This window comes from Streptomyces sp. NPDC053076, from assembly GCF_044546845.1.
Lineage (GTDB): Bacteria > Actinomycetota > Actinomycetes > Streptomycetales > Streptomycetaceae > Streptomyces.
In genome coordinates this window covers 14,236-26,838 of record NZ_JBITZL010000009.1, presented here as the reverse complement: position 1 = coordinate 26,838, position 12,603 = coordinate 14,236, and the positions used below count along the sequence as shown (strand labels likewise).

Below are 12,603 nucleotides of genomic sequence, written 5' to 3'. Positions count from 1 at the left end.
TTGCCCGCGCCGACGGCGTGCCGCTGCGCCCTGCCTCCGTGCCGCTGCGGTTCCCTGGTGGCGCGGGGAACCGCGCGACCGGCGACCGCGGGCCCGCGGGCGGACGACGGCCGTACACGCAACCGCGCCTGCCCGCACGCTCACTCCCGCACCGGGGCGCCGACGACATCGTCCCCGGCCCCCGCGGGCACCGGCACAGTCAGCGCAGCGCCCTCGTCCCCGTCCGTGTTGACCTTCTCGATGACGGCCAGGCGTTCCGGCGTGTCCTCCGGCCTCAGGTAGCCGATCAGGATGTACAGGACCAGGGAGACCACGAGCGGGATCGACACCTGGTACTGGAGCGGGACGCCACCGTCGACGTTCCAGTTGATGGGGTAGTTGACCAGCCAGAAGGCCAGCAGGCCCGCCGCCCAGCTGGTGAGCGCCGCCGTCGGGCCGGAGCGGCGGAACGGGCGGAGCAGGCCGAGCATCATCGGGATCGCGATCGGGCCCATCAGGCCGGCCACCCACTTGATGACGACCGTGATGATGTCCTTGAAGGCGGGGGAGTTGACCTGGGTCGCGACCGCCATCGACAGGCCGAGGAAGACGACCGTGGTGACCCGGGCCGCGATGAGACCCGAACGCTCGCCCCAGGCCCGTGCCCTGGCCGACAGCACCGGCGCCACATCCCGGGTGAACACCGCCGCGATGGCGTTCGCGTCGGAGGAGCACATGGCCATGGTGTGGGAGAAGAAGCCGACGATGACCAGGCCCAGCAGCCCGTGCGGCAGCAGCTGTTCGGTCATCAGGGCGTAGGAGTCGGAGCCGTCCGGCTTCTGCGCGTGGACCAGCAGCGGGGACATCCACATCGGGAAGAACAGGACGACCGGCCAGACCAGCCACAGGATCGCCGACAGCCGGGCCGAGCGCTCGGCCTGGTGGGCGCTGCCCGTGGCCATGTAACGCTGGGCCTGGTTGAGCATGCCGCCGTTGTACTCGAACAGCTTGATGAAGAGGAACGCCAGCAGGAACACCGTGCCGTACGGGCCGACCAGCGGCTTGCCGTGGCCGTGCAGCGCGGGCTCGTCCCAGGCGCCCAGGAAGCCGATGTGCTTGTCGCTCAGCTTCACCACGACCGCGACGAACATGGAGACGCCGGCCAGCAACTGGATGACGAACTGCCCGAGTTCGGTCAGTGCGTCCGCCCACAGGCCGCCGATCGTGCAGTAGACGGCGGTGATCGCGCCGGTGATGAGGATGCCCTGGTTCAGCGAGACCCCGGTGAACACCGACAACAGGGTGGAGATCGCGGCCCACTTGGCACCCACGTCCACGATCTTCAGCAGCATGCCGGACCAGGCGAGCGCCTGCTGGGTCGGCAGGTTGTAGCGGTTCTTCAGGTACTCCAGCGGGGAGGCCACGTGGAGCCGGGAGCGCAGCCGGTTGATGCGTGGCGCGAACAGCTTCGACCCGATGGCGATGCCGAGCGCGATGGGGAAGGACCAGGTGATGAAGGAGGTGACGCCGTAGGTGTAGGCGATGCCCGCGTACCCGGTGAACATCACCGCGCTGTAGCCCGACATGTGGTGCGAGATGCCGGAGAGCCACCAGGGCATCTTGCCCCCGGCCGTGAAGAAGTCGGAGACGTTGTCCACGCGCTTGTGCGACCAGACGCCGATCGCGACCATCACTCCGAAGTAGCCGATCAGCACGGCCCAGTCGAGACTGTTCATGTGCTCGATCGTGGGTGCGGCCATGTGAACACGACAAGCAGGCGTAAGGTCAAGCCACGGTAAAATCGTTCACCGTGGTGATCTGAGTTCACCTACATGAACAACCGGTAGGGCTCAGCGCATCAGCTCCCCGGCGTTCACGAGCAGCGACTGCCCGGTGATCGCCCGCGCCCGGTCCGAGGCGAGGAACACCGCCGCGTCCGCCACGTCCGCGTCGGTGGCCAGCTCCGGCAGCGCCATCCGCTCGCTCAGGCGGGCCAGCACCTCGTCCTCCGGCACCCCCTCCGTCTGCGCGCTGAACCGGACGTACGCCTGCACCGGCGGCCCCCACATCCAGCCCGGCAGCACGGTGTTGACCCGGATCCGGTACGGCCCGAGCTCCCGCGCCAGGGAGTACATCGCGCTGGTCAGCGCCCCCTTGGACGCGGCGTACGCCGCCTGCCTCACCTGCGAGGGCGCGGCCACGGCCGACTGCGTCCCGATGAACACCACCGACCCGCCCCCGGCCGCCTTCAGCGCCGGCAGACACGCCCGGGTCATCCGCAGCGTCCCCAGCAGGTTCACGTCCACGACCGACTGCCAGGTCGTGAAGTCGGCGTCCTCCAGCCCGCCGAAGTGCGAGTCCCGGGCGGCCACCTGCACCACGGCGTCGATCGCGCCGAACCGCTCCCGCGCCAGCGCCGCCAGCGCCTCGCACTGCCCCTCGTCGGTGATGTCGGTCGCCCGGTAGGCCGTGCGTGTGCCGCCCGGATCGATCCCGGCCGCGCTCTTGGCGAGGTTGGCCTCGGTGCGCGCCCCCAGCACCGCGTTCCCGCCGTCCCGTACGACGGCCGCGGCCACCTGGTGGCCGAGCCCGGCCCCGACGCCCGAGACGATGACGGTCTTGCCGGTGAGCAGGGGCATCGGGGCCTCCCGGGGTATGGCGTTCTATCTGACGGAGCGTCAGAGTATGGGCGTCCGCGGGAGGACGGAAGGGGAACCGCATGAGCGAGGACACCCGCAGCGAGCTGTACGCCGAGCTGGCCGCCGCCGGACCGTACGGTGTCCGACCCGGCCACGCCCTGATCACCATGGTCGAACCGCACCCCGGCCACGAGTACGCCTACAACCGCTGGTACGAGGACGACCACTACTACGCCGGCGCGATGGCCATGCCCTGGATGTACGCGGGCCGCCGCTGGGTCGCGACCCGCGAGCTGCAACTCCTGCGCCACCCGGAGAAGTCGGCTGTCGCCCAGCCGGTCACCGCGGGCTGCTACCTCTCCACCTACTGGATCACCGCCGGCCGCTACGCCGACCACATGAAATGGACGGTCGCCATCAACCGGCGGCTCAACCGGGACGCCCGCGTCCACCACGACCGCACCCACGTCTTCACGGCCTTCCAGGACCACGAGACGACCGTGTACCGGGACGGTGCGGCCGGACCGCGCGACTTCCATGCCCTCGACCACCCGTACCGGGGCCTGGTGCTGGAGGTGATCGACGCCGAGTCCCCGGAGCAGCGGGCGGAACTGCTGGAGTGGCTGCGCGCCCGGCACCTGCCGCACCGCCTCGCCGGCTCCCCGTCCGCCCTGGTCACGGTGTTCCGGCCGACACCGCTGCCGGGCGACCGCATGACCTACGTCAAGCAGGTCGAGGGCGTGGACACCCGCCTCACGCTGCTGTGGTTCCTGGAGCGGGACCCGCGGGAGTGCTGGGCGGACCACTTCACGGGTCTGGACGCGGACGTCGCCGGTTCGGGGCTGGGCAGGGTGGAACTGGTGGCGCCGTTCATCCCGACGATCCCGGGCACGGACACCTACGTGGCCGAGCTGCGCGGCACCGGGTAGCGCCGGCCGCTCGGGACCCGGCACGCCCGCCTCCCCTGCGGCCAGGGGGACGGGCGGCCGGGCGAACTCACTTCAGCTCGTCCGGGCACGGTGTGCCGCGCGGCAGCTGGTACGGCGCGGCCAGGTGATACGTCCCGGCCCGCGGAGCGAGCAGCAGTGTCCACTTGTCCCCGTTCCCGTCCTCCGGCGTCTGCATCAGACACCCGTTGACGTTCTGGTACGTCTTCGGCGGGCCGGGGGACGCCTGCGGCGGCTTCACGCTCTTGCCGTGCTCGTCGACGACGCTCAGCCACGGCGAGTACGGGATCCGGATCAGGATCCGCCCGGCCTTGCGCACCTGCAAGGTCATCTCGCCCTGTTCCGCCCGGTCCACCACCGCGTTCGGCTCGGCGAGCGGTGCCGGATCGGTCACCTGGAACAGCTGCCAGTTGGCGTCGCCCCAGACCTGCTTCAGATACGGCATCCCGCGCTGCAGCAGCTCGCGCTCGCCGCCGTCCCCGTCCACGTTGTCCTTGGGCAGCACCACGTAGTGCACCGCCCACCGCTGGAGCCACTCGTGGTAGGTCGCCGAGTTGAGCGTGTCGTCGTAGAAGAGCGGGTTGCGCTCCATGTCGGCCTGCCGGTTCCAGCCCCGGGCCAGGTTGACGTACGGCGCGAGCGCGGACGCCTCGCGGTGGGAGCGGGCCGGGACCACCTCGACGCGGCCCTTCTCGGCTCCGGCCTTCTGGAGCTTGTCGACGAGCGGGGCGAGTTCCCGCGCCCAGGAGGCGGCCGGCGTGGTGTGGATGATGTCGTCCACCGACTTGAAGCCGATCCAGCCGACGAAGCCGAGGAAGGCCAGCACGGTCACGTACCACTGGCGGGACTTCGGCACGGTGTAGGGCAGCGCGGCGATCAGGGTCGCGCCCGCGAAGAGCATCGGCAGCCGGGAGATGTTGGACCCGATCTGCGAGCTGATCAGCCACACCAGGACGACACCCACGCTGTACACGGCGGCCGTCAGCCGGACGGTCACCCACTCCTTCGGCACCAGGAACAGGCACAGCAGGCCGTACAGCAGCGGCAGGACCACCGAACCGATCCCCATCGGCTGGGTGCCGGAGAAGGGGAACAGCCAGGCCGACACGGCGACCACCGCCGACGGCGCGAGCCCCAGGGCCCACGCGCCCGGCCGCCGCTTCTGCAGGAACAGCGCGGCCGCGACCAGGCCCACGAACAGCCCGGCGACCGGGGAGGCCATCGTCGCGAGCGCGGCCAGCGGGGCGGCGACCAGGGCCTTCGCCCAGCGTTTGTACCGCCACCGGTACGGCCAGCAGAACACCGCCGCGACCGCGCCGAGCGCGAACATCATGCCGAGCCCGAAGGTCACCCGGCCGGAGATCGCGTTGCATATCAGCGCGAAGATCCCGGCGAGCGCGACCCACAGCGGGTTCTTCACCGCCCGGCTGCGGATGAGGATCATCGTCAGCAGGCCCGCCGAGAGCGTCCCGGCGATCATCATCGTCGTCCGGACACCGAGGACCGACATCAGGTACGGCGACACCACGCTGTACGACACCGGGTGCATGCCCCCGTACCAGGCGAGGTTGTACGCCGAGTCCGGGTGCCGCCCGACGAACTCCGCCCAGGCGTCCTGCGCGGCCAGATCGCCACCGCTGTTGGCGAACGTGAAGAACCAGATGATGTGCAGCACGCCCGAGAGCGCGGTCATGGACAGCGCGGGATGGCGCAGCAACCGCTGCCGGAGCGGTTCGAGGGCGGTCAGCAGGCGGGTGCGCCGCCCGGGGCGGCCCATCCCGCCGCCGTCACCGTGCGTACCGGATGCCGTACCGGTCGTGACGGCGACCGGTACGCCGGCAGCCGTCTTCGGCGCGACGTCGGTCATGGACAGACGTATTCGCGGGCCGGATCCCGGCCCCGGATCGGCGTCGTCGGCGCGTGTCGGCTCCGCAGTGGCCACCTGAAGGCACTCCCCGTGTCCCGTCTTCTGTTCTCGGCCGCTTCCCGCAGTGTTCCCGGCCGCTTCCCGTCCAGTTCGCGGCCTCGTCCCGAGACCGGCGACCTGCCCCGATTCGTGACGCTAGCACGCACCCCGCCACGGGGCCCCCGGGTGGGGCTCCGTGGACGGGGTGCGCGGGCGGGCTCGGGGCCCCGTGGTCAGCCCAGACGCGTGAGCTTGGCGCCGAAACCGGGCTCGGCGAGATCCTTCTGCAAGGCCACCGGGACCTTCACCGAGCGCGCCGTACCGTCACCCACGGTGAGTGACCCGACCTTGGTGCCGGCCTTCGCGCTGTGCGGCACGGTGCCGGAGACGAAGGACAGCTTCACCTTCAGGCCCGCCCAGCCGACCGCCGTGACGTCCTTGGTGATCACGACCGGGGTGTGACCGCCGAGCTGGTCGTCGACGTAGCCGACCACCTCACCCTTCTTCAGGATCTTCGCCGAGGTCAGCGCGGACTGGGCGGCGAGCAGCGCGGTCTGGCTGACCTCGTTGGCCGTCTTGAGGATGTCCGGCTTGTGCTGGCCGAGGATCGCGCCGACGATCGTGACCGTCTGCCCGCCGACCTGCTTGCGGGAGGCGAAGAGCAGGTTGCCGCCGGCCTTGGTGGTGCTGCCGGTCTTGATGCCGATCGCGCCGATGTGGAACGGCAGCTCGTTGTAGTTGGGCCAGAACTTGCCGGACGGGTCGGTCCAGCTGGCCGCGCTGCTTATGGCGACCAGGGCCGGGACCTTGACGAACGCGCGGCCGAGCTTCACCTGGTCCCCGGCGGTGGAGACGGTGGTCTCCTTCAGGCCCGAGGGATCGGTGTACGTGGTGTGGGTCATCCCGAGCTGCTTGGCGGTGGCGTTCATCTTCTTGACGAACGCGGCCTCCGAGCCCGCGTCCCAGCGCGCGAGGAGCCGCGCGATGTTGTTTGCGGAGGGGATGATCACGGCCGACAGCGCCTGCTTCTCGGTGAGGTGGTTGCCGGCCTTGACGGTGTTGAGCGTGGACTCGCCGTCCTTGTTGTAGCCGCCCTCCTTCTCCGCCGTCGGGTCGACCTCGATCTTCGGACCCTCCTGCCCCGGCTTGAGCGGGTGGTCCTTGAGAATGATGTACGCCGTCATGGTCTTGGCGACCGAGCCGATGGCCACGGGCGTCTGCTTGCCGAAGCTGCCCATCGTGCCGATGCCGTCACCGTCGATCCAGCCCTGACCCTCGCCGGGCCAGGGCAGGTTCGTCCTGCCGTCGAAGGTGTAGCTGTCCTCCGCGGTGAGCGCGAGGGTGGGGGACGGCAGCGGGCGGAACGTCTGCACGACCGCGAGGATGACCGCCAGGAGCAGGACCAGGGGGGTCCAGATCTTGACCCGGCGCACGATCGTGCGGACCGGGGTCTCCGGGGGCGGGGGCGTGTTCGTCAGCTCCGCCAGCAGGTCCAGCGGGGGCTTGGGCGGGAGCGGCTGCTGGGTGGTGCGTTCCGGGCCGACCTGGGGGACGGGGGTGGTGGCGTCCGGGGCCGGCGTCTTGCCCGTGGCCGGGGTTTTGGCCGGAGCGGGGGCCTTGGCCGGAGCCGGGGTCTTGGCCGGGGCGGTGGCCGGAGCCTTGGCCGGGGCGGTGGCCTTGCCGGCCGGGCGCATGTCGTCCTTCAGCGCGACGAACTTGCTGGTGCGCTCGGAGTCGGACTCGGGCTCGGGGGACTTGGGCTTGCCGCCGAGCTTGAGCATGGTGGTCGGCTGGTCGACGCCGGGCTTCTTGGGCGCCACGGCCTTGAAGACGGTGGTCGGCTGATCGACGGGGCCCGCCTGCGGCTCGGCCTGCGGCCTGGCCTTCGCCTCGGCTTCGCCTTCGGCGGCGCCGGACTTCCCACCCGCACCACCCGTGCGGCTCTCGTCGTCACCTGCGGGTGGCCCCTGTGGGGCGTCCGCGCCATCGGCGGCCACGGGCCCGTCACCGCCTACACCAGCCTCAGCCCCCGAGCCGCCCTTGGCGCCCGAGTCGGCCTTGGCGCCCGCGTCGCGCTTGGCGCCCGAGTCGGCCTTGGCGCCCGAGTCGGCCTTGGCGCCCGCGTCGGCCTCAGCACCCGAGTCGGCCTTGGCACCCGAGCCGCGCTTGGCTCCCGCGTCGGCCTTGGCTCCCGCGTCGCGCTCGGCGCCCGTCTCGGCCTCGGCCCCTGCCTCGGCCTTCACGCCTGCCGCGACCTCAGAGTCCGCGTCCGCCTTGCCCTTGACGTCCGAGTCGCCCTTGGCGCCTGCCTCGGCCTTGGCCGCCGCGTCGCTCTTGCCACCCGCGTCGGCCTTGCTCTTCGCGCTCGCGTCGGCCTTGCTCTTCGCGCTCGCGTCGGCCTTGCTCTTCGGGCCCGCGTCGGCCTCGGCGTCCGGACCGGTCTTGCTCGCGCCGTCCGCGTCGCCCTTGGCGTCCGCGCCGGCCTTTGCGTCAGCGTCGGTCTTCACGTCCGCTTCGGCCTTGCCGTTGGCGCCCGCGTTGTTCTTCGTCGCCGCGTCGGCCTCGGCGCTCGCGTCGGCTTCGGTCTTGGAGGTGGTGGTCTTGGCCTTCGTGCCCGCGCCGGCCTTCGTGCCCGTGGTCCCCTCCGTCTTGTCCTCGGCCTTCTCGGATTTTGCAGTCGCGTTGGTTCCCGGCTCGCGGACCCATGCCGATACCGCCGCGCGCAGGGCGGTGTCCTCGCCGGGCGTGGGGGAGTCCTCGGTGTCGGCCGACTTCTCCGGCTCCGCCGACTTCCTGGGCTCGGCCGGTTCCTTCGGCTCCGCCGACTTCCTCGGCTCGGCCGGTTCCTTCGGCTCGGCCGACTTCCTGGGCTCGGCCGACTTCCTCGGCTCGGCCGGGGTTTCGGGTCGTACCGTCAGGACTTTCGTCGCCGTGTCCGTGACCCCGCCCGAGGAATCCTTTTCGCGGGACACCGCGAGACGCGGATCGCGCGCCTCGGGAACCGAACCCGCGCTCCCCGACGTCGGTTCCGCCGACGACTCGCGCTGCTTCGACCTGTCGGGGGACTCGCCCGCCACCGATGCCTCCTCCATGCGCCGCACGCTCGCGCGCGCCCTGTCCGAACCATGTACCAGTGTCCTGTGTGAGGACTTGGCCCCTGCGGTAGACGAGAACGACATACCTACCGGTTCCCTCACGAACCGGTCACGCGCCCTCGACAGACCAATGTGAGAGGGGTCACCCTGTCATTCATCCACGCGGGGAGGCATGGATGGGCAGGAGCCGCAGAACACTTCCGGAGGAGCTTCTGCTGCTGGCATTGGACCCGGCCACGGGTACCACTGCACAGCCGCAGTCGCTCGACCTCGGTCTGGCCGGTGCACAGCTAGTGGAGCTGGCGCTGGCCGGACGGATAGCCCCAGACGGGGATCGTATCGCCGTGGTGGTGCCACGGCCGACAGGAGATCCGACTCTGGACTGCGCGTTGGAGTTGCTGCGAAGGCGTGGCGCTCCGGTGCGTGCCGTCCATTGGATCGGCGGGCCCCGGCTGGGGCTCAGGCAGACGTATCTCTCGCATCTGGAGCGGTGCGGCATGGTCGCCGCCGTAGCCGGCCAGATGTGCGGGGTGCTGCCGACGACGCGGTATCAGGCGACGGACACCGCCATCAGCCGGGAGATCCGTAACCGGCTGGATTCCGCGATCCGCACCGGCGTACCGCCGGACCCGCGGACCGCGGCGCTCGCCGCCCTGGCGCACGCCGTCGGGCTCGGCAAGCACCTGTATCCGGGGAACGAGGGACGCTCGTCCCGGTCCCGGCTGCGGGATCTGATCCGGCACGACCCCATGGGCGGGCTCGTCGCCCACGCCGTCATGGACGTGCAGAACGGTGCGGGCGCCCAGCCGCGCCGCGGCCCGGCCCCGGCCGGCCGCCAGGCCGCGCCCGCTGTCCGCACCGCGGAACCCGCACGGGGGGTTCCGATGCAGCCGCATCACGGCTCGATGGCACGCGCCGTGGCCCACTGAGCCGTAAACCCCGGTCCCCACGACCGGGTTCGGGAGCCGCTGGTCCGAGCGGGGCGGTGAGACGCTTGTGGTCTCACCGCCCCGCTCGACTGCGTGCGAGGTCCAGGAGTTCGGCGAGCGCCGCATATCCGTCGTTTCCCAGCGGTAGAAAGCACCTTGGTGGCAGTCTGCTCAACAGCAGATACGCAAAGTGTTAAGTAACAGGCAGGCAGCCGGAGGTGCACGTCCCGTGGCGTCCAATGTCAATCCCACCGTCAGGCGGCGCCGGCTGGGCCAGGAGTTGCGCAGACTCCGCGAGCTCAAGGGCATGACGGCCGAAGAGGTGGCGGAGCGGCTGCTCGTGTCGCAGTCGAAGATCAGCAGGCTGGAGAACGGCCGGAGGAGCATCAGTCAGCGCGACGTGCGCGACCTGTGCGGGGTGTACGAGGTCGAGGACCAGCGGATCGTGGACTCGCTGATGGAGATGGCCCGGGACTCGCGGCAGCAGGGGTGGTGGCACACCTTCGGGGACATCCCGTACTTCGGGGACATCCCGTACAGCGTGTACATCGGCCTGGAGACCGACGCCGAGTCGCTGCGGGTGTACGAACCCCAGCTGGTGACCGGTCTGTTGCAGACCCGCGCCTACGCCGAGGCGCTGGTGCAGGGTGCGCTGCCGGAGACGTCGACGGCCGAGATCGAGAAGCGTGTGCAGGTGCGGATGCGCCGACAGGAACGTATCACCGCCGAGCACAACCCGCTCCGGCTGTGGGTGGTGCTGGACGAGGCCGCGCTGCGCCGGGTCGTGGGCAGCAAACTGGTGATGCGGGAACAGCTGGAGCACCTGATCGAGATGTCCCAGATGCCGCACGTCACCGTGCAGGTGCTGCCCTTCGAGGTGGGCGCGCACCCGGGGCTCAACGGTCAGTACGCGATCCTGGAGTTCGCCGACGCGGCCGACTCCAGCGTGGTGTACCTGGAGGGCGTCACCAGCGACCTGTACCTGGAGAAGGCGCAGGACGTGCAGAAGTACGCCGTGATGTACGAACATCTGCGGGCACAGTCCCTCAATGTGGAGGCATCCCGGCAATTCATCGCGGATGTGGCCAAAGCGTACGCCGACTGAGTCGCGGTCACAGAAGGCGCCGGATCGTACACTGCCGGTCCGCTCCAGTGGAAGGCTCACCTGGAATATGCCATCCGGTCGAGTGAACGGCTACTCCACCGGCGGCAGTTGCCCGGTAGCGTCGATCACGCCAATCAGACGACATGGTTGGCGTGAACCGCACTACCGCAACTCGCAACAGGAGTGGACATGGCACTGATTCAGGGCGCTTCGGAGACGTGGATGAAGTCCTCCTATTCCGCGGGCAACGGGGCCTGCGTCGAGGTCAAGTCGCCCACCGCCGCCGAGCTCGCCGTCCGCGACTCCAAGACCCCCGAGGGCCCGATCCTGGCCTTCCCCGCCGGCGCGTGGAACGCCTTCGTGACCTCGGTCAAGGCGTGAGGGGTTCCCTCTGACCCTGGCAGAGACAAGCGCACAAGCATCACCAGAAGAGCCCTCTCGACCGGTCGCCGTCCTTGCCGAGAGGGCTCTCCGCTTTCCGTGGCTCGCTCAGCCGAGCTGGCCCTCGATCGCGGCCACGACCTCGGCCGACTCCGGCTCGGTCTGCGGCGAGAACCGGGCCACGACCCGGCCGTCCCGGCCGATCAGGAACTTCTCGAAGTTCCAGCGGATGTCCCCGGTGTGCCCCTCGGCGTCGGCGAAGCCGACGAGCCGCTCGTACAGCGGGTGCCGGTCCTCGCCGTTCACCTCCACCTTCTCGGTCAGCGGGAAACTCACGCCATAGGTCGCCGAGCAGAACTCGGCGATCTCCTCGGCGGAGCCGGGCTCCTGCCCGAGGAACTGGTTGCAGGGCACGCCCAGCACGGTGAAGCCCTGCTCGGCGTAACGCTCCTGGAGCTTCTCCAGCCCGGAGTACTGCGGGGTCAGGCCGCACTTGGAGGCCACGTTCACGATGAGCACGGCCTTGCCCGCGAACTGCGGCAGATTCGCGGGACCGCCCTGGAGGGCCCCGATCTCGATGTCCAGCGGAGAACCGTTGTGTTCAGTAGTCGTCATGCCCGGATGCTAGTCCCGCCCGCTGCCGGCCCCGCTGCCCGGCCTCGACCAGGACGTCGCCGGCCGCCGTCCGCGCGTACAGCACGGAACGCCCGGCCCGTCGCCGCTCCACCAGCCCCGCGTCCCGCAGCACCTTCAGATGACGCCCCACCGAGCCGAGTCCCTGGCCGGTCACGGCGGTCAGGTGGCTGGTGCTCATGGGCGAGCCGAGCAGGACCAGCACCCCGGCCCGGGCGGCCCCGAGCAATGCGCCGAGGCTCGCCGGGACGGCCCGGCCGGCGACGTCGGCGAGGACGCCGGCGCACGGATAGACCACCGCGTACCGCTCGCCCTCCTCCCAGGCCACCCAGCCGTGCCGCTGCGGGGTCACCGGCACGAAGAGCAGCTCGGCCCCGGAGATCTCGCGGGGCGGAAGCTCGCGCGGGTTGATCTGGAGCCGGCTCTCGCCGAGCCATCGCGTGCGCCCCGGCCGCAGCGAGTCCAGCGCGCTCACCCAGCCGCCCCGGCTCACCTGCGCGGTCCGCGCCATGACGTCCGCCTCCAGCACCCGCCGGCGCCGCCCCCAGTAGGGCCGTACGGTCTCCTCCCACACCCGCTCCAGCAGCACGGCCGCCCGCTCGGGCAGGTCGTCCCGGTCCAGCCCGGCGGGGAGCGGACCGGCGAGGGAGGTGCGCAGATGTGCGCGGGCCGCCTCGGGCGCCACCGAGCGGACCCGGGCGACCTCGTCAGCGAACGCCTCGCCGTCGCGGGGAGCCGGGGTCAGGAAGTCGGCGATCCACTCCCGGCCGAGCCCGGCCCGTACCAGCTGTGCCGTCACCGGCTCGGCCGCCAGCCATGCCCGGTAGGCAGGCAGATGGGCCCGCAGCCACTCCTGTTCCCCGGGATGGGCGCCTTCGCCCGCGTGCAACAGCTTCAGACAGGCGAAGGTCTCGGCGAGCGGGGAGACGACGAACCGGCTGCGGGCGAGTGTGTCCGCGTTGAGCTGCCACCATCCCACCGGAACCCTC

General features: G+C 70.8%; 10 protein-coding genes. 4 read left to right on the top strand and 6 right to left on the bottom strand.

Annotated features, from left to right (window positions below):
- Positions 1-140: 140 nt before the first annotated feature.
- Both ACIGYR_RS30950 and ACIGYR_RS30945 read right to left on the bottom strand, forming a co-directional pair.
- Positions 141-1,715 (bottom strand): sodium:solute symporter family protein, encoded by a 1,575-nt coding sequence (locus tag ACIGYR_RS30950; RefSeq protein ID WP_399606381.1) that lies wholly within the window; start codon positions 1,713-1,715, stop codon positions 141-143.
- 114 nt (positions 1,716-1,829) lie between these two features.
- On the bottom strand, positions 1,830-2,618 hold the full coding sequence (locus tag ACIGYR_RS30945; RefSeq protein WP_399606307.1) for an SDR family oxidoreductase: 789 nt from the start codon (positions 2,616-2,618) through the stop codon (positions 1,830-1,832).
- Positions 2,619-2,698: 80 nt separating this feature from the next.
- On the opposite strand from ACIGYR_RS30945, the gene ACIGYR_RS30940 reads away from it, so the two are divergent.
- Positions 2,699-3,547: a hypothetical protein gene (locus ACIGYR_RS30940; RefSeq protein WP_399606310.1), complete on the top strand. Its 849-nt coding sequence runs from the start codon at positions 2,699-2,701 to the stop codon at positions 3,545-3,547.
- A gap of 67 nt (positions 3,548-3,614) precedes the next feature.
- On the opposite strand, the gene ACIGYR_RS30935 is transcribed toward ACIGYR_RS30940, so the two are convergent.
- Together ACIGYR_RS30935 and ACIGYR_RS30930 are read right to left on the bottom strand one after the other, a co-directional pair.
- Complete coding sequence (locus tag ACIGYR_RS30935; RefSeq protein ID WP_391846817.1) at positions 3,615-5,507, bottom strand: MFS transporter; 1,893 nt, start codon at positions 5,505-5,507, stop codon at positions 3,615-3,617.
- 197 nt (positions 5,508-5,704) lie between these two features.
- Positions 5,705-8,563: a D-alanyl-D-alanine carboxypeptidase gene (locus tag ACIGYR_RS30930; RefSeq protein ID WP_399606313.1), complete on the bottom strand. Its 2,859-nt coding sequence runs from the start codon at positions 8,561-8,563 to the stop codon at positions 5,705-5,707.
- Between the two features lie 179 nt (positions 8,564-8,742).
- On the opposite strand from ACIGYR_RS30930, the gene ACIGYR_RS30925 reads away from it, so the two are divergent.
- The 3 genes from ACIGYR_RS30925 to ACIGYR_RS30915 all read left to right on the top strand — a co-directional run bounded on the left by ACIGYR_RS30925 (position 8,743) and on the right by ACIGYR_RS30915 (position 10,981).
- Entirely contained in the window at positions 8,743-9,495 is a 753-nt protein-coding gene (locus ACIGYR_RS30925) for a GPP34 family phosphoprotein (protein ID WP_391846821.1), read from the top strand.
- 229 nt (positions 9,496-9,724) lie between these two features.
- Complete coding sequence (locus tag ACIGYR_RS30920) at positions 9,725-10,600, top strand: helix-turn-helix domain-containing protein (protein WP_399606315.1); 876 nt, start codon at positions 9,725-9,727, stop codon at positions 10,598-10,600.
- A 189-nt stretch (positions 10,601-10,789) separates the two neighbouring features.
- Positions 10,790-10,981 carry a DUF397 domain-containing protein gene (locus ACIGYR_RS30915; RefSeq protein ID WP_391846825.1) on the top strand — a complete coding sequence of 64 codons (192 nt, stop codon included), beginning with the start codon at positions 10,790-10,792 and terminating at the stop codon, positions 10,979-10,981.
- 108 nt (positions 10,982-11,089) lie between these two features.
- Here ACIGYR_RS30915 and ACIGYR_RS30910 read toward each other — a convergent pair whose 3' ends face one another.
- Positions 11,090-11,596, bottom strand: coding sequence for a glutathione peroxidase (locus ACIGYR_RS30910; RefSeq protein WP_399606317.1), 507 nt, complete (start codon positions 11,594-11,596; stop codon positions 11,090-11,092).
- A complete protein-coding gene (locus tag ACIGYR_RS30905; protein WP_399606319.1) occupies positions 11,583-12,593 on the bottom strand; it encodes an ArsR family transcriptional regulator in 1,011 nt (336 codons plus the stop codon). Before ACIGYR_RS30905 ends, ACIGYR_RS30910 begins: the two co-directional genes overlap by 14 nt.
- Positions 12,594-12,603: the final 10 nt, after the last annotated feature.